An 18,085-nucleotide genomic window follows, 5' to 3' on the forward strand; every position below is an offset into this window, starting at 1 on the left:
ATACTTTTTTATTTTGTTTCGGCCGACCTTGAGGTCTGTTTTATAAAATCAATGGTTCGATCAAAGGTGATCTGACTCGCTTGTTTGCTCATCATGAACTGATATTCATGCACCAAAAACTCCTTAGAGTCTGGATAAAAAGCCTCCGTCACTGCAACCTGATGCTGCTTCAACACCTCGACGAAAGGTAAAGACTGGCTCTTGGTTAAAAAGTCTTTATTTCCCCCACTGATAAATACAGGTGGATACTGTGACGTAATATGTTCACTGGTTGAAATTGACTTTAAAAAAGCTGCATCCTCTTTACGCTCCCCCGTATAAGCTTGAACCAGGTTATAGACGCCCCATTCAATAAGCCTAAGTTCCTCAGGTGCTGTATTCACAAAGCGATATAAGTCATAAATACCACAGTGCAAAATTAGCCCTTTAAGCTGCTTCGGCTGAATACTCGGCTTAAAATTGGATGCTTGAGCAAATGTTGGATTCGTCAAAAGCGCAGCATAATGACTGGCAATATTGGCTCCAGCAGAGTCTCCTGCTAGATACAGTTGGTTCGGGTTAATATGATACTGAGCAGCATTCAATTGTAAGAAATTCAGTGCATGATCGACTTGCTGTAACTGAGTGGGATAAATAGCCTCAGGTGCAAACTGATACTGTACAGAGACCACGTTAAAGCCTTGATTGGCCAAAAGTTTGAAATAACCTCGCGCATGCTCTTTTGAGCCCGAAACCCATCCGCCGCCATGAATCCAAACCACCGTGGGCACTGCATTTAATTGTTCAATATTTTTGGGTTGATAGATGTCAACATTCAGCTCAGGACTAGCTTGATATGGAATATTATTATGTACGATGACATCGGGAGGAGCAAAACGATCCAGCATTTTCATTTGAATACTGGTTGCTGTGTTAAATGTACCCGCAATCAGTTTGGTGTTCTTTTCTACACTTTGACACGCGCTCAATAGCACAATCATGAAAACAGTACTAAGTACTTTTATTATTGGTTGAAAAATCATACTGTTCGGCTCCACCCTTTTTTCAAATGATTCTAATACAATCTTTATCACACCGCATGATTAAACAGATCTCATTTCAGCCTCATTTAAACACCAGAAGTATCTTTTAAAGAATATCGCTTTAAATCTGAAACTTGAGTTTTTTACTCAAGATTTTGGACACGTAAATTGGCTTTTTTTTGAATTATTTTCTTTAAATTTCATGAATTTTCAATTTTTAGCCCGATCAAAATTGAACATTTAATGGCAGTGTGTTATCAATAAATTAAGAACTAAATCTTATACAAAAAGGAGTCCCTCTGATGGCTTACCAACATATTTTAGTCCCTGTTGACGGTTCACAAATTTCTTTTTCTGCGGTGAAACAAGCGGCTGAAATTGCCAAAGTTTTTGGCAGTCAACTCACATTGATTAGCTTAGTTGCTGAAGACCCTCTCAAAGATGCTGATTTTTACTATACGTCTCCAATCATGAAAGACTATTTCATACAAGCCTATAACAATGCTGAGAAAGCCCTTCAGGATGCAGTTCAAATTGCACAAGAACAAGGTGTGACAGCTCAGTCTAAAATCATCAAAGGTGAAGTCTCTGAGGATGCTGTGGTCGAAGCGGCTGCTTCACTAAAAAATGACTTGATTGTGATGGGTTCACATGGCCGTAAAGGCTTTCAAAAATTCCTATTAGGCAGCTTTGCTCAAGATGTTCTCAAGTCTACTGAGCTCCCAGTTCTCATTGTTAAAGCTTAATCAACCATAACGCGTCTTTATGTGAGCTGATTTCGCATGTACTGCAAAATGATCCGCAAAAAGACGTACCCTTAAGGAGAAAATAATGAGCTACAAACACATTTTGGTTGCCGTCGATGAATCCCCGATGTCTTATGCTGCTGTTGAACAAGCACTTGAGTTAGCCAAAGATTTAAATAGTCGTGTAACGCTCATGAGTGTGATTGCGGTCGATCCATTTGTCGGTGTCGACTTCTATAAAGTTGCACCAGCCATCACCGACTATTTCCTACATGCTGAAAAAGTCGCTCAAGACCGTTTAGCCGAAGTAAAGCTCTCATTTGACCGTGATGAAATTGAGGTGGATACCAAAGTGATTCGCGGCATCTCTCCTTCTGAAGGTATTATTCATGTGGCCGATGAAGTCGGTGCAGACCTGATTTTGATGGGCTCACATGGCCGTACAGGCTTTAAAAAGATGATGTTAGGTAGTGTGGCGCAAAATGTTCTCACACAGTCTCCGATACCTGTGCTGATCGTAAAAGTTTAAGTATTGTTTTAAACAAAAAAGACTGCCAAAGCAGTCTTTTTTGTTTAGCAGAACTCGTTCACTTCATTAGCTTTTACTAATCTGCTGATGCAAATTTTGCAAATAATGCTCTGCTGCCGACTGTTGCATAAAAGTTTTTTGAAATAAACCCGAAGCCTGATGGTTATGCGGGCTATACTCAACATTGACTTGAAATGTTCCCAGTTCAGCACTTTTCGCAATACGAATAGCAATAATATGAACGGTATTTAAATAAAACCCATCTTCAATTTTAACTAACATATCTGTTTACACTCTACATGTTTGTCTGCCCAATAGCCTGTATACATAAGCCGAAAAAAATACAGAATATTGAGCTAATCATCTGTTATGCCATAACATTATACCCATAAAATGCGATTCATTTCACACTATTCACATGAATGTTCATTATTTAGAAAAATACCAATGTGAGCTCTTCATGCTGTCATTCTTCAGTTTGCATAAAAAAAGCCAGTCAGTAGACTGGCTTTTTTTATGCGTAGATCACTTAAATACTTAACATGCTACTCAAAGTCTCACTGACATTTTTAGATTTCACTTGTGGTTTTAAAGCCTCAAGCTTTGCTTTCACTTCGCTACGCTGTGGCTCTGCCAATGTGTACCAACGTGACAAAACCTGAAGTAAACGAGAACCAACTATTGGGTTTTTCTCATCTAAATATTTTGCTAGTCCAATAAAATGATCCACACCAAAACTCCATGTGTTCACTGGGTTTGCATTTAAGCCACCGCTCACTGAACGAATACGGTTCGGCACGCCCAAATCATAATCGGCATGTGAAGTGAGGTATTGAATGGTTTCCGTCGTAGCACAAGGATGTGCCGCTTGAAGTGTGAACCACTGATCTAGTGACAAAGCCTCATCTTTAAAACGTTGATAAAAATCATGTAAAGCCGCTTCTGCTTGCGGTGCATCATTCCAAACCAAGACACGTAGGGCACCTAAACGTTCAGACATATTGGCTGTAGCTTCATATTGCTGATATGCCAGTTCAAAAGCGGTTTCATCACCTTGACGTGCCATCATACTGAGCATGATGTTTTTTAGCGCACGGACTCCCATGGCTTGTGAGAACTCTTTTTGCAAATCTGGGTCTAAAGCCAAATACGTGTCTTTACAGAAATCACCTAACTCACGTGCCAGTTTTTCAATTAAAGCATTACGCTGTTCTTTAATCTTCGCTGGTTCGTAGTCAGTGTCGATACGACTACCCAAATAACCTTCGCTTGGTACATCAAATAAACGTGATGCCAAGAGTGGATCTTGTTCAACGAGATCTGGTAGCGTGTTTTTAATGGCTTGAATATAAATATGCGCATCATGACCATTGAGTAAAATACGCTCAAGTAAGGTTTGCGTCGCTTGCCATTGGTTAAAACCATTGGTTTCGTATTGAATCAGGAACGCCAAATCTTCATCGGTATAGTTAAATTCTAAATTGACGGGCGCAGAAAAATTACGCAGTAATGACACGACAGGTTTCGCACTTAAACCGCTAAACACAATGCTGGCTTGGTCTTGATCAAAAAGATACACGCCGTCTTTGACTGCATTTTCAAATAAACTGTCTGAGTTTAAAACCAATTGCTCACCTGTTGCAGCATCGAACAGCGCTAAAGCGACAGGGATTGGAACAGCTTTTAGGTTCGGATACTTAGGATGTGCTTTTAAACTTTGCTTAAAGTTTAAAGTATAGGTTTGCGCAGCAGCATTATAATGACCTTCAGCTTCTAACTTTGGTGTACCCGGTTGGTTATACCATGTTAAGAAGTTGGACAAATCTATGCCTGAACCTGCGGTTAAAGCGGCTACCCAGTCTTCAACTGTCACAGCTTGACCATCATGGCGTTCAAAGTATTCATCGGTTCCTTTACGGAATTTTTCTTTGCCTAATAAGGTTGCCATCATGCGGTTAATTTCCGCACCTTTTTCATAGACCGTTGCAGTATAGAAGTTATTGATTTCCACAAAATGGTCTGGACGCGGTGGATGAGACAATGGGCCTGAATCTTCTGGGAACTGATGCGCTTTGAGTACCGCAACGTCGTCAATACGTTGAACCGCAGCCGACTGCAAATCTTCTGAGAAAGATTGATCACGGAAAACCGTTAAGCCTTCTTTTAAACACAATTGGAACCAATCACGGCAAGTAATGCGGTTACCTGTCCAGTTATGGAAGTATTCATGGGCAATGACCGACTGTACACGCATGATCGCGGCATCTGTCGTATATTCTTCATCTGCCAAAACACATGACGTATTAAAAATGTTGAGACCTTTATTTTCCATCGCACCCATGTTGAAAGCACTGGTAGCCACAATCATATAGTTGTCTAAATCATAGGGACGACCATAGTGTTCTTCATCCCAACGCATTGAATGCTTTAAGGCTTCCATCGCAATATGACATTTCGGAATATCTTTTTCTTCGGCATATATTTCCAAAGCCACATCACGGCCTTCAGAGGTCACATAACGGTCTTTTAAAACAGCCAAATCACCAATCACACAAGCAAACAAATACGCTGGTTTTTTGGTTGGATCTTGCCAAATGGTATAGTGACGACCTTCGCCTGCCTCGCCCGCTTCAATCAAGTTACCATTGGCAAGGAGCACTGGATATTTTTTGTCAGCTTCTACACGTGTGGTAAAGACTGAAAGGACATCAGGACGGTCCGGGTAAAAGGTAATTTTACGGAATCCTTCAGGCTCATTTTGGGTAACAAACAAATCTGATGCGGCTTGGTATAAGCCTTCAAGTTGTGTATTTGACTCAGGATGAATGATCACCGATGTCTCAAGCTTGATCTGATTTGGTGCATTACGAATCACCAACTGCTCTGCATCAAGCACATATTGCTCTTGGCTAAGTTGCTGACCATTCAGCACTAAACTTTTCAGCTCTAAATCACGACCGAGTAAAACCAAATCACCCTCAGTTTGGCGCGTCAGCTCCAGTACAGCATCAACTTTGCTATGCTCATCATAGACTTGAATATCGAGGTGAATGCTATCTACTAAAAAAGATGGTTTTTGATAGTCTTTTAAATAGACGGTTTGATCTGCTTCAATAATTGGATTTGCCGCAATATTCATGTCATGTCCTAATGCTATTGGTCTACAGCTTTATATTGTGTATGTTTTGATCATACGACAAGTTTGCCGTACTGTCTGTGTATGTTGAATGATATTTATATGGGCACGTTGAACAGGCTTTTCAATTCTATTGTTCTTATCCCGCGCATATGACTGCACCAAGTGAATAATAAACAAACAACTCCTCACATCGTGCCGTGCTTGTCTAGCAATATTTGCACCAGCCTTTAGACTTGCACAGTGCCATTAGCTCTCTACCATTCAAACGCTGAGAAACTTAAAGACATCGATAAGATATAAAGCCAGCTCTTTTCAAATATCTAACTTAATTTTCAAATCGGCTACATTTTGTGCACAGTTTTTGCTTGTATCTAGATATGCATAGCGCATGATAAAACCTAAGCAAAACAAATAGAGGTGTGAGATGTACTTAAAAGACCATACCGTCCGCGTCGAAAATATAAAAATGCTGCAAGCAATGCATGCTGCAAAAATTGATCATAAAGTCATTGCCCTGTTCATGAGCTGTGAAGGAATGCCTTTACAAGCACACGATGTCAGTAGCATTTTAAATCACTACGACACACTAGGGAGTAAAAAGTTGCCGAGCAAAAAAGTTCAAGCCATGATTGAAGCTAAAAAATTAGGTATGGAAGATGACTCTCTACCTTGCCCCGTTTAAATTCTACTTCTACAAAAAATACGGTGCATGCCGTATTTTTTTTGCCCTATATTCGCCACTGCGTTGCTTCACCCGTCTAGCGTTTACAAAGCACCTCTGCTTGTTCAATTACACTGCAATTTACAACGCCTTTCTGAAATTTTAGCGTGTATAATTTGAGAAAATCCTGAGTCTCAAATTCATCTTATGTCGCTTCAAATTTTGCACAAACAACTTGATGAAAGCACGCCTTGTCCACTTTGTCAGGCGGCCATGTTTTGGGTGGATGCTGAACAATACGACAAAGAAATTAACTTTCATGAATGTAGCCACTGCCAACATCGTGTTTTTAGCAATTCAAATCTAAATTGCCACTGCGACAGTTGCTTAGCACAGCGCAAAAAAATATTGAAAGAAACTCGTCAGCAAGAACAGCGTAAATCCAAAACCAAGGACATTTATGAGTTTGAACTGGGTCAACTCAGTTTTATGCATAAATTATTTTTATTGTCCCTGTTAGATGACTACGCACAAGAACATACCCAACATCAAGAGTTTATTGATTGGGAACAGATCAAATATTTTAGCATCACCCCCAATTATCTGTTTCAAAATAGCCTCGTCAAACAACTGGTAAAAGAACAGATCCTCGTTGCCAAAGATTTTGCCAGTGAAGCCCACCAGTATTATATTAATGTGCGTTTGGACGGCTATTCTGAACCCAGCCTATTTAGTGTGACGCAGCAGTTACGTTATTGGTTTTATGAAAATCTTAGCCTTGGTGTGCCTTTTAAGACTGCGGATGAAGTCAAAAATGCCTTGTACCAATTGCTCTATCAGGAAATTATCCAATTTATGCAGTTTTACTGCCGTACTTGGGGCATTCAAATTGCAGGAAATAATAGTTTCCAAGTGTTTTGTTATCGTTTACTCGATGTACTCGCGGTCGGACAAATTTATTATTTAATCCAAACTGCATTGGAGTATTTATATGAACGTAAAGCCTTACAACCCAGAAATGAAAACTTCATCAACACCAATTTGTTGAAAAAAACTTTACAACAATACCGTGAACGCAGTGTGGCTGAAAAATGGGAAACTTCAACGCTGCCTCGACCGCATAACCTACCATTCAGCAAAATGAGCGAAGTCTTATTTTTCCGCTTTTTAGGCTATGACGAAGCTATTTTCTTCCAGCCTGTCTCTCGTTCATGGCAAAAAATTGAGCCGCGTTTAAGCTTCTATTCACAAAAACGCTGTATGTACTGTGGGTCAAATGAGCTCACAGTAGATTATGATGCTGACCAATATGTGACTTTATTTTGTCGTAAATGTAAGCATCAAGACCACTATTTCACCAAATAAGGGCACCCACTATGACCCAGCTTTTAGACCTGTCCTTGCTTAACACAAAACAATCGATTCAAGACCAAACCGATGTCTTGGTGGCATATGTTGCTGAAGCTTGGACTGCCCTGCAAACGCAACAACCTTTGGTGCAATGTATCACCAACAGTGTTGCTGCCAACTATACAGCCAACGTTTTATTGGCTGCGGGGGCCTCTCCTGCGATGATTGATAATCCCTTTGAAGCGGAAAGTTTCACACGCATTAGTGCAGCACTCAGTATTAACCTAGGTACGCCAACCTCTGAACAAATGCAAGCCATGCAAATCTCGGCACAAACCGCGCAGCAGCAAAACATACCTTGGGTATTAGACCCTGTAGGATATGGGCCATTTTTAAAATGGCGCTCTGAAATGGTAGATCAGCTTTTAGCTTTTCAACCCACCGTTATTCGTGGCAATGCATCGGAAATCAGCACACTTGCGGGAAACCAGATCGAAACCAAAGGCGTTGATAGTACTGCAAGCAGTGCTGATGTTTACCATCAAGCAAAAACACTTTTAGCGCAGGCTGAAGTCATTGCTATTTCTGGTGAGTCTGACTACATTCTCTCGAAACAGCTTGATGCTGTGATCCAAGTCAATGGTGGTTCACATTTACAACCTAAAGTTACTGCTACGGGTTGCGCCCTTGGTGCATTGATCGCAGCCTATAGCGCAGTCACTAATCCTGTCATTGCAGCGCTGTCTGCCCATGTCCACTTTGCCATTGCTGGGCAACTTGCTTATACCCAAAGCCAAAGCACAGGCAGTTTTAATGTAGCGTTTATGGATCACATTCATCAAATGAAAGCTGAAACCATTTATGAATATACGGATATACAACTTATCCGTACCTCAGCCTAAATAAAGTATGGCGAGAGTTTCTGCTTAGGCAACTTCTCGCCCTAAAAACACGTTCATCGCTGCTTCCAGCAGAGTCAGCACATCTAATTTACAGATACATATTAAGCCCATACCAATAAAATAATCAGGCGTATGTTGCATATAAAAGTTGATATGACGACTGGCTCGATTTCGAAGCCGAATCAATTGTTCAGGCGTGGTCTGTGGCAGTACACAAGGATGCACAAACACATCATCACTGCGCTGTTGCACATTCACATGACGGTTTTGCATTAGATCAAGTACCTGTAAATAATCCTCAGGCATTGGCACTTCTGCACGTGGATAAAAGCGTTTTGAACGTGAAGCAAAAAGCCGATATACTTTTGGCTGCATCAAACTCGAAACAAACCATAACTGACGCGTGGGATATTTTAAACGATAACCTAAAGTTACTCGAATTGCAGATAAAAGTGTTCTGTTTTGATTTCGGTAATCAGTTAAAAAAGCGGCACGCGAGCTAAGAATATATAAAGGTTGATGCGCTGTCTTAAGCTTCAAGATGGCAATAATATTTTGCCCAACTACTTTTCCGCGATGATAAAAACGAATAATTGGTAATGCCACTACATCAGGGTTATACAACAATTGATGCAGTTCTGCTGGGATTGCATTTGGGAAAATTTGTCGATCAAAATTTTCAAGCTCTTCAAATAGTACTTGTTTTTTCTCTACTGAAAGCTTTTTAAAATCAACGACCTTTTCCATAAGTTGCATGAAGTGTTTCCGTTCTTATTTTGATCACTTGTTTTACTGCTATAGTCTAAATGCAATGCTTTGATGATCACAGGGATAGAAAAAACTGTCTTCACCAAACAGGTAATTTCAAGGACCAAATACGACAGCCCAATTGCGAGCATAGAATAACTGCTTTTTATTTAGGTGCATAGCGCTTATTTTATAAGCAGAAAAAATGCCAGCGCGAAACTGACATTTTTTTATCACAATCTATTTTTGTAATGATTAAGCAGTACGATAGGTGATATTGACTGTCTTAATTCGGTTTGAATCTAATTCAAGTACTTCAAAGTGAACACCACGGTAGTCCAGTTGAGTCCCAACGTGTACATCACCGTGGGTTTTATCCAGGATTAAACCAGCAACACTGATATAGCCTGCATCTTCTTCAACCAAATCGATCATCCCTAGTTCCAGTTCAAGCTGATATAAATCCAGCATGCCTGTCGCCTTCCACGTCTGATCATCTATCTTCACCAAATCAAGTTGCTCATCGGCATCGGGGAATTCACCAGCAATCGCTTCAAATACGTCAAGCGGTGAAACGAGCCCTTGCACATTGCCAAACTCATCGCTCACCAAAACCAATGAACCTTTAGACGTTCTTAGCGTATTTATCGCATCAATGACTTTCATTTTTTCAAAAATGTAAATTGGACGATGACGTTTGATCAGGTCTTTCAATTGCTCTTCATCATCTAAGACATCGAGCAATTCTTTGGCGCGCGCAATACTGATCACTTTATCCAAGCTACCGCGGCACACTGGAAATAAACTGTGCGGTACAGACAATACCTGTTCACGAATTTTCTCAGGTGAATCATCAAGATTGACCCACGAAATTTGACTACGCGGTGTCATGATCGACGCGACTGAACGTTCAGCCAATGTCAGTACACCGCCAATCATATAACGTTCTTCATCCGCAAAAGTTTCTTGTGCTTGAAGCTGATCAGGGTCTTCAGCTTGGAGTTTGCCACCCATGAGTTTTAAAATAGAATCCGCAGTACGATGACGCAGTGGAATTTTCGCTTCATGTTTTGCCGCATTACGCTCACCAAACTGGTTAAAGGCTTCAATCGCAATGGCAACACCAATACCCGAATAGATATAACCTTTAGGAATGTGGAAGCCGAAACCTTCCGCAATCAGGCTGATACCAATCAACAGTAAGAAGCTTAAACACAATATGACCACAGTCGGATGACGATTTACAAAAGTCATTAATGGTTTTGACGCCAACAGCATGACCACCATGGCAACGACCATAGCCACCATCATCACATTAATGTTGTCGACCATACCAATCGCGGTAATCACCGAATCCAGTGAGAACACCGCGTCAAGGATCACAATCTGTGCCACAACTGCGGTGAAACCTGCGTAGACCACATTGGTGGTCAACTTAACTTCGGGCTTACCTTCAATTTTTTCATGCAATTCGGTAACGGCTTTATAGACTAGGAACAAGCCACCAAATAAAAGAATCAGATCTCGCCCAGAGAATGTCCAATCTAAGACAGTAATCAGAGGTCGGGTCAACGTGACTAACCAAGTGATGATAAACAACAAGCCCAAACGCATTAAAAGTGCAAGCGACAGACCAATGACACGCGCTTTATCGCGTTGCTCAGGAGGAAGTTTTTCAGCCAAAATGGCAATAAAGACTAGGTTATCAATACCTAAAACAATTTCTAATATAATAAGCGTAAGTAAACTTACCCATATTCCCGGATCTAATAAAAATTCCATTATTTCATTACCCCAGAATTATGTTTCTGTTTTAAAAGCATAGACCTGCACGGCGACGGATCCATATTTGTGACCTGTTCAACTAAAGATGAAATAATTATGCCTGAGATGTTTGGCTTGTAATAATTTTTTTATGGTTTTTAACAAAATTTTAATATTCGACCACTTATTATGCAAAAAATACATAAAAATATCGAAATCACTGTTCGAAATTTTGTCACTTAATGCCAATTGTCGCATTCTATAAAGATTAGACGCCACGGTCATTTTTTAGTTTTTCTAATTAAACCCATCTCAAATAAAAACCAAATAATTGTTTTTATTTAATTATTTATTTTAATAATAGTTAAAAAATATCAATTCACTACATTTATGATTTCCACAAATGACACTTTTTGTTAAAAACACTAGTTCACAAATCCATTTTTTTCACTAAAATGAAACACGACCAGCATTGTTGTAAAAGTGGTCAATCACCCAAACCAAGGATGCGCGGATTGACAATCCGATCAAAGTAATCGAAGACAGGATTCATCGCTATGAACAATGAAAAAGCATTGACCTTCAATAAGACGTCAAAAATGCTTGCCAATACTAGCTATGAAGGCGCATATCTGCATTTAGACTCCTCATTTGATCAGCATCAAGTTAAAGTTGTGGTTTCGCATAATAACCAAAAGTTTGAAATGCACTTGCCTATCGTTCTACAGGACGGTGTTCCCATGGCTAAACTCTCTTTAGATTCTCACCAGAATGCTGAAGTCGAAGATGAAGTTGTACAATTTGCACAAAGCATTGTGAGCTTCCATCAAGATAAAGACGGCTATACCCTGTCTCATCTAAACAGCCACGCTTAACTTTTCTTGATTACTGGCCAAGGTTATCCATTAACAAATTTCGTTTATGGTGATAAATCCAGTAATTTTGTATTGATAAGTGTATGAGTGTTCACATAAAATGTGTTCAAATGATCTATAAAATAAAAATACGATTCACGGGGAATCCGTCACATGACCAAAAAGTACAGTAAGTTCCTACCAGGTTCTGAAGATTTTTCTTTAGAAAGTTTTCCATTTTACTGGGTAACTCAAGTACATGCACAGTATGTACTCAATGTCGATCACGCTTTAAAAAAGTATGGTTTAGATAACTCACGTCGTCGTATTTTACTGGCTCTAGACTCAAAGCCACATGCCAGTGTTTCTGATTTATCTGACATGGTGGTCTCTAAAATGTCGACAACCACCAAAATTGTTTATCGCTTAAAGGACGAAGGATTGGTTGAAACTTATTCTTGTGAAGACGATGCTCGTATCACCCGCGTCCTTCTCACCGAAAAAGGTGTTGAAATGACCAATAAGATCAATGATCTCACCAGTGTTGTACTTGAGCAATCATTTGAAGGCTTAACACCTTTGCAAATTGAAAAAATGATGGAAAGCTTAAAACACGTTTTTAAAAATTTAGCTCGCTAAACCGTTTAAAAGTCGAAAAAGTTGAGTTGGGGACTCTCTTTTTCGACTTTTATTTTAGGCACATGTGAACATTCAAACTCTTCAACAGGAAAGCCTTGTACAAAGGATTGAATATTTGGTGATTTCCAGCTGAGCCACTCCTCTAAGCGTTCATGTGGAATCACGATTACTGAGCGCTTCACATCACCCGGCTCATGAAACTCCCGCATCATTGGATGGTCTATGGCATCCATCGTAAGCATCGTTGCTGAACGCACTACCTCGCCTGCTATACGACAGATTTCATAAAGTGCAGCAACAAAAATAACCTGCCCATCCTGTCGTCTAACACCCCATCTCTGCGGCTTTTGCTCTATATATTTGGACTCATAAAATTCAAAAACGGGAATCACCCCAAACTGATATTTGGAAGTGGCCTCAATAAAACTGGCCTTTTGCAGAAGTGTCTCACTTCGAGCATTATAGGTTTTCGTTGCAATACTCTTATCTTCTGCCCATTTTGGTATTAAACCAAAATGTACCTTTCGCCACTCAAAACCTATATTTGATTTGAACAATAAAGGTAGCTCATAACCAGGATAGACTTCTTCGACATAATCAAACGGAATTTCAGGTAGACCAAACTGTTGTACTTGAGCAAGGGTTAAAGGCTTAAAATTAGCGCACATGGATTTTCATCCAACTTGATGGTTAACAATAGTATGATGAGATTTATATAGCGAATTGTATAAGGCTTTTATCTGCAGCGTCTAGCTGAGATAATTGTTTAGCCCTACGCTTAAACCCATTCATAGCTCTGAGTAAGCGCTAATCTATAGAACACTATTACCCAAAATTAAATCAGTCTTATTGTTTTCCCCTATAGACAGTGTACGACTTGTTCCAGCCAATAAAAAAAGCCTCCGAAGAGGCTTTTTAGCTTTACAGATTAGTCACCTGTATAACCTTTTAACTTCAAACGTGCAGCATGCAGAAGTGGTTCTGTATAACCTGATGGCTGCTCACCACCTTTAAACACAAGGTCATAAGCTGCTTTGTATGCATAACCATCGAAGCTTGGCGCCATAGGTGTGTAAAGCGGATCGTTTGCATTTTGCTCATCAACGATTTTCGCCATACGCTGCATCACTTCTTCAACTTGCGCTGCAGATACGATGCCGTGACGCAACCAGTTTGCAACGTGTTGAGATGAAATACGTAAAGTTGCACGGTCTTCCATTAAACCAACGTTGTTGATGTCTGGAACTTTCGAACAACCTACACCCAAGTCAACCCAACGTACAACATAACCCAAGATCCCTTGAAGGTTATTTTCAAGCTCTTTGGTTTTCTCTTCTTCAGTCCAGTTGGTATCTGTTGCTAAAGGCGGTGTTAACAAATCATCTAAAGATAAAGGCTCTGTATTCAATAATTCTTTTTGACGCTCAGACACGTTGCACTGGTGGTAGTGAATCGCGTGAATGACAGCACCAGATGGAGATGGAACCCATGCACAGCTTGCGCCCGCTTCTGGATGTTCAATCTTGGTTTTATACATGTCTAAAAGCATGTCTGGTTTTGGCCACATGCCTTTACCAATTTGTGCTTTACCACGTAAGCCCGCTTGAAGACCGATCATCACGTTACGGTTTTCATATGCTGGGAACCAAATTTGTGATTTCACTTCGCCCTTACGAACGAATGGACCTGCTTCCATAAAGGTATGGATTTCATCACCTGTACGGTCCATAAAACCTGTATTAATGAAGATCGTACGGTCTTTCGCTTGAGCAATACAGTTTTTCAAGTTTACAGAAGTACGACGCTCTTCATCCATGATACCGATTTTTAACGTTTTTGCAGGCAGGCCAAGCGCTTGTTCTGAACGCTCAAACAACTCAACCGCAAAAGCAACTTCTTCAGGACCATGCATTTTAGGTTTTACGATGTACATTGAACCTTTACGAGAGTTCTTGTTTTCGTTTTCACCTTTAATGTCTGCAAAAGACAAGAGCGGAGTGATTAATGCATCCATGATACCTTCGTAGATTTCAGCACCATCTACAAGAATCGCAGGGTTGGTCATGAGATGACCCACGTTACGAAGAAGCATCAATGAACGGCCATGAAGTTTCGTTTCACCACCGATCAAGTTTTTGTGTGTACGGTCTTTATTCAAAGTACGCGTAACAGTTTTACCATTTTTCTCGATAGACTCTGAAAGCGTACCCTTCATCAAACCTAACCAGTTACGGTAGCCTTCAACTTTCTCTTCTGCATCTACAGCAGCGATCGAATCTTCTAAATCCTGAATAGTCGTTACAGCAGCTTCAAGAACTAAATCTTTTACGCCAGCGGCATCTGTTTTACCAATTGGGCTGTTCGCATCAATTTCAATCACAACGTGTAAGCCGTTGTTTAAAAGTACGATTTCTGTTGGTGCAGCTTCATCACCATTGAAACCAACAAATTGTGCTTCTTTAGCCAAAGTCGATGTTGAACCATCATTTAACGTCACAACTAACTTTTTGCCTTCAACTGCATATTTTGTCGCATCAGCATGCGAACCATTTGCTAATGGGAAGGTTTCATTTAAGAAGTTTTTAGCAAATGCAATAACTTTGCCGCCACGTACAGGGTTATAACCTTTACCCTTTTCCGCGCCACCGTCTTCTGGGATCACGTCAAAACCGTAAAGTGCGTCATATAAAGAGCCCCAACGTGCGTTTGCAGCATTTAAGCAGTAACGTGCATTACGCACAGGTACCACCAATTGCGCACCAGCCAATAATGCGATTTCTTCATCTACATTTTCTGTGCTGATTTGGAAATCTTCTACTTCTGGTACTAAGTAGCCAATTTCAGTAAGGAAAGCTTTGTAAGCTCCAAGTTCAAATTTGTTGTTGCGGTGCCATTCATCGATCTTCGCTTGAATGTCGTCACGCTTAGCCAATAGTGCTTTGTTCTTTGGGCTAAGATCGACAACGACTTGTTCAAAGTTTTTCCAGTAAGTTTCACTGTCCAAACCTGAACCTGGAAGTGCTTCATTTTCGATGAAATCGTAAAGTTCTTTAGCAATCGCTAACTTGCCTTTTTGAATACGTGCAGTCATTGTCTTTCCTGATATTGCTACTTTTTATACAAGAGATTCTAGTATACCGATTTAAACTTGGCTGAATAGTAATATCACCGTGCGAAATAGTGATCATTTTTTATTTAATAAAGTATACAAACTACCAAATAAAATACTGCTCAAGGCACAAGCATTATCAATTTACAAAATGCTCTTTAGTAGTTTATTAAGTTTTTGAAATGCCGAAATTAGACTTAAGTGCAGTTTTGTATATTTTTTACACTTAAAACCAATATTCTCCCTATTTTCAATCCTGATTAAGCCATGATTATTCAAAAAAGTCGATAAATTAATCGATGAAAATGCACATAAAAAAAGCACCCTTTTGGGTGCTTATATTTTTAAATTTCTTCTTGTTGTTTACTTGCTTCAGCTTGTATTTGTCGATGCGCTTCATTCAAGTAATCATCTGATTGCATTTCCAATAAACGTGAACGCGTACGTTCAATTTCAAAGGCTAATTTATCACCAGAGTACAAATCGATAATTGTATCTTCTGAGGTTAAAATCAGTTTTACCCCACGGTCATAAAACTCATCGACCAGATAAATAAAACGACGCGTCCCTTCAGAAAGATAATCGGTCAAATGCGGAACATTACTCACCAACACCGTATTATAAATATTTGCAATTTCGATAAAGTCAGCAGGACTACGTGGTTTTAAACACAGCTCTGAATACTCACACCATAAAACATCTTCAGTATGCCCGACCGTTTCTACAATACGATTATTAATAATAATCGGCTCATCTGAAATGCTTTGGGTCTGAGTCAATGCGCTAAAACGCTGTGCGATCCAGCGTTGGTGCTCATGTGTTAAAGGAGATTTAAAGAGTTGCGCTTGCTTTAAAACACGTAAACGATAGTCCACGCCTGCATCTACATTTAAAATCACACACTGCTGTTTCACCATTTCAATGGTTGGAATGAAACGATCGCGGTGAATGCCGTTTTTATATAAACCATCTGGCGCAATGTTTGAGGTTGCCACCAAGGTAATGCCACGTGCAAAAAGCTTTTGGAACAAATCACTAAGAATCATGGCATCCGTCACATTCGAGACGAAGAACTCATCGAAACAAATAACCACTGCTTCTTTATAAATTTGATCCGCAACCGCATCTAAAGGGTTACGCTGACCTGAAAGCTTGTTGAGCTCACGATGTACATGTTGCATAAAATGGTGAAAGTGCATCCGTGTTTTACGACGAAATGGAATTGAGTCATAAAACTGATCCATCAGCCATGTTTTACCACGGCCTACACCGCCCCACATATATACACCACGTGGAGAAGTTTGACGGCGGAAACGACGGAATGCTTTTTTAGATGCCTTAAAACGTTGAATTAATTCATGCCAAACGCGATCCAACTCATGAACGGCCTGAGCTTGTGCCTCATCAGACATGAACTGCCCGGATGCTAAGGCTTGCGCATAGCGCTCTGCAGGAGATAAAGGACTGAATGCGGTAGGTGAATTAAAATCTGACATATCATTTAATACTGTTTTTAGGCTATATCAATTATAGCGGAGTGGAAAAGTTAATATATAACACTTTGGCATAATTATGCTTAGGCTATTTCCCATATTGTCGTGGACTGTAACCAAACCACCGTTTAAATGCATGATTAAAGGCTGCAGGCTCCGAGTAACCCAATAACTCTGCAATCATTTCAATGGAATATTCCTGATATTCCATCAAATGAAGTGCACGGTCTTTCATTAATTGCTCACGAATTTGTTTATAACTGCTATTTAACTGTTGCAACTGATGTCTTAAGGTTCGCTCTGGCAAATTCAACGCTTGCGCGGTTTCAGCCATGGTCGGCAGTAAACCTCGTTGCAACTCCAAATAATCCTGTACCCGCTGAATCAGACTCGGCTGTTCTGCCGTTTCTTCCAAACGCTGCAATTCCGCCTGACATTTGCCTGCATAAACGTTAAATGTCATCAAATCTGCTGAAGGAATTGGTACATTTAAAACCCATTCATCAAACCAAAATTCAGCTTGCTGCGTACCAAAACTCACTTGTTGACCATAAACCTGCTGATAGAGCGCCAGTTTTTTCGCATCTTCAGGTCGTGCAACAGGTAAAGTAATTCGAATCTCAGGCATTTCCAGCCCAATCATCTTATAAATATCTTGTAAAAACTTATAGGTTCCCGCTATTTCAGAATGTGCACGCAATTGTCCCACAGGTGTTTGCAAGTCTCTCGGCAAATAACACAGTGCGACCTGATCATTTTGTTTTTTTAAACCCAATAAGCCACTCAAATGCGTCAAACTTTGATAGCGAATACCCTGTTCTAACGCGGTGTGCGTCGTTGGACTGGTCATCAATAACATCAGTAAGGGGCCATATCCTGCCAAGACATAATGCTGACCAATGAACAAGCCTTGCTCAGGCTCAATATCCTCTGCAATGATTTTCAAAATATCCCACTCTAGAGCAGGATGAATGATCGCATTCGGATCAAGCGACTCCACACGTAAGCCAATGCTTTGTAACTTTTGATCGACTGCGACTCCTGCTTTACGCATTCCTTGAATCAAATACATCAAGCCAAGTACAGAACGTTTCATAATCAATTAAAAGCAAAATATTGGCCTATGTTTT

Annotated in this window: 16 protein-coding genes; 7 read left to right on the plus strand and 9 right to left on the minus strand. The window is 40.1% G+C overall.

Translation table 11 applies throughout. The features are described 5' to 3' along the window. Positions 1–8 precede the first annotated feature (8 nt). Positions 9–1,022: an alpha/beta hydrolase gene (locus F946_RS16270; protein WP_004984787.1), complete on the minus strand. Its 1,014-nt coding sequence runs from the start codon at positions 1,020–1,022 to the stop codon at positions 9–11. Positions 1,023–1,324: 302 nt separating this feature from the next. Here F946_RS16270 and F946_RS16275 point away from each other — a divergent pair, with 302 nt between their 5' ends. Together F946_RS16275 and F946_RS16280 are read left to right on the plus strand one after the other, a co-directional pair. Next, entirely contained in the window at positions 1,325–1,768 is a 444-nt protein-coding gene (locus F946_RS16275) for a universal stress protein (protein WP_004696902.1), read from the plus strand. Between the two features lie 85 nt (positions 1,769–1,853). Then, positions 1,854–2,297: a universal stress protein gene (locus F946_RS16280; protein WP_004696899.1), complete on the plus strand. Its 444-nt coding sequence runs from the start codon at positions 1,854–1,856 to the stop codon at positions 2,295–2,297. A gap of 66 nt (positions 2,298–2,363) precedes the next feature. Here the strand turns inward: F946_RS16280 and F946_RS16285 are convergent, their stop codons facing one another. Further along, positions 2,364–2,579 carry a hypothetical protein gene (locus F946_RS16285; protein ID WP_004696898.1) on the minus strand — a complete coding sequence of 72 codons (216 nt, stop codon included), beginning with the start codon at positions 2,577–2,579 and terminating at the stop codon, positions 2,364–2,366. Positions 2,580–2,826: 247 nt separating this feature from the next. Then, on the minus strand, positions 2,827–5,436 hold the full coding sequence (pepN, locus tag F946_RS16290; protein ID WP_004984789.1) for an aminopeptidase N: 2,610 nt from the start codon (positions 5,434–5,436) through the stop codon (positions 2,827–2,829). A gap of 424 nt (positions 5,437–5,860) precedes the next feature. Here pepN and F946_RS16295 point away from each other — a divergent pair, with 424 nt between their 5' ends. From F946_RS16295 to thiM, 3 genes are all read left to right on the plus strand, one after another. After that, positions 5,861–6,118 carry a hypothetical protein gene (locus tag F946_RS16295; RefSeq protein WP_004984791.1) on the plus strand — a complete coding sequence of 86 codons (258 nt, stop codon included), beginning with the start codon at positions 5,861–5,863 and terminating at the stop codon, positions 6,116–6,118. A 186-nt stretch (positions 6,119–6,304) separates the two neighbouring features. After that, positions 6,305–7,462 (plus strand): hypothetical protein, encoded by a 1,158-nt coding sequence (locus tag F946_RS16300; protein ID WP_035327309.1) that lies wholly within the window; start codon positions 6,305–6,307, stop codon positions 7,460–7,462. 11 nt (positions 7,463–7,473) lie between these two features. Next, complete coding sequence (gene thiM, locus F946_RS16305; RefSeq protein ID WP_004984795.1) at positions 7,474–8,349, plus strand: hydroxyethylthiazole kinase; 876 nt, start codon at positions 7,474–7,476, stop codon at positions 8,347–8,349. Between the two features lie 24 nt (positions 8,350–8,373). Here the strand turns inward: thiM and F946_RS16310 are convergent, their stop codons facing one another. Further along, on the minus strand, positions 8,374–9,105 hold the full coding sequence (locus tag F946_RS16310) for a hypothetical protein (RefSeq protein ID WP_004984797.1): 732 nt from the start codon (positions 9,103–9,105) through the stop codon (positions 8,374–8,376). Between the two features lie 246 nt (positions 9,106–9,351). After that, entirely contained in the window at positions 9,352–10,878 is a 1,527-nt protein-coding gene (locus tag F946_RS16315) for a TerC family protein (protein ID WP_004984799.1), read from the minus strand. 539 nt (positions 10,879–11,417) lie between these two features. On the opposite strand from F946_RS16315, the gene F946_RS16320 reads away from it, so the two are divergent. Together F946_RS16320 and F946_RS16325 are read left to right on the plus strand one after the other, a co-directional pair. Continuing rightward, positions 11,418–11,735 (plus strand): hypothetical protein, encoded by a 318-nt coding sequence (locus F946_RS16320; protein WP_004984800.1) that lies wholly within the window; start codon positions 11,418–11,420, stop codon positions 11,733–11,735. Positions 11,736–11,888: 153 nt separating this feature from the next. Further along, positions 11,889–12,353: a MarR family winged helix-turn-helix transcriptional regulator gene (locus F946_RS16325; protein ID WP_004696885.1), complete on the plus strand. Its 465-nt coding sequence runs from the start codon at positions 11,889–11,891 to the stop codon at positions 12,351–12,353. A gap of 5 nt (positions 12,354–12,358) precedes the next feature. Here the strand turns inward: F946_RS16325 and F946_RS16330 are convergent, their stop codons facing one another. The 4 genes from F946_RS16330 to F946_RS16345 form a co-directional block, all read right to left on the minus strand. Beyond that, entirely contained in the window at positions 12,359–13,021 is a 663-nt protein-coding gene (locus F946_RS16330; protein WP_004984802.1) for an SOS response-associated peptidase family protein, read from the minus strand. A gap of 260 nt (positions 13,022–13,281) precedes the next feature. Next, positions 13,282–15,444 carry a malate synthase G gene (locus tag F946_RS16335; RefSeq protein WP_004984804.1) on the minus strand — a complete coding sequence of 721 codons (2,163 nt, stop codon included), beginning with the start codon at positions 15,442–15,444 and terminating at the stop codon, positions 13,282–13,284. A gap of 362 nt (positions 15,445–15,806) precedes the next feature. Next, positions 15,807–16,958 (minus strand): cell division protein ZapE, encoded by a 1,152-nt coding sequence (zapE, locus tag F946_RS16340; protein WP_004984806.1) that lies wholly within the window; start codon positions 16,956–16,958, stop codon positions 15,807–15,809. Between the two features lie 85 nt (positions 16,959–17,043). Beyond that, on the minus strand, positions 17,044–18,051 hold the full coding sequence (locus F946_RS16345; protein ID WP_004984809.1) for an AraC family transcriptional regulator: 1,008 nt from the start codon (positions 18,049–18,051) through the stop codon (positions 17,044–17,046). Positions 18,052–18,085: the final 34 nt, after the last annotated feature.

This window comes from Acinetobacter johnsonii ANC 3681 (assembly GCF_000368805.1).
In the GTDB taxonomy this organism is placed as follows: Bacteria; Pseudomonadota; Gammaproteobacteria; order Pseudomonadales; family Moraxellaceae; genus Acinetobacter; species Acinetobacter johnsonii.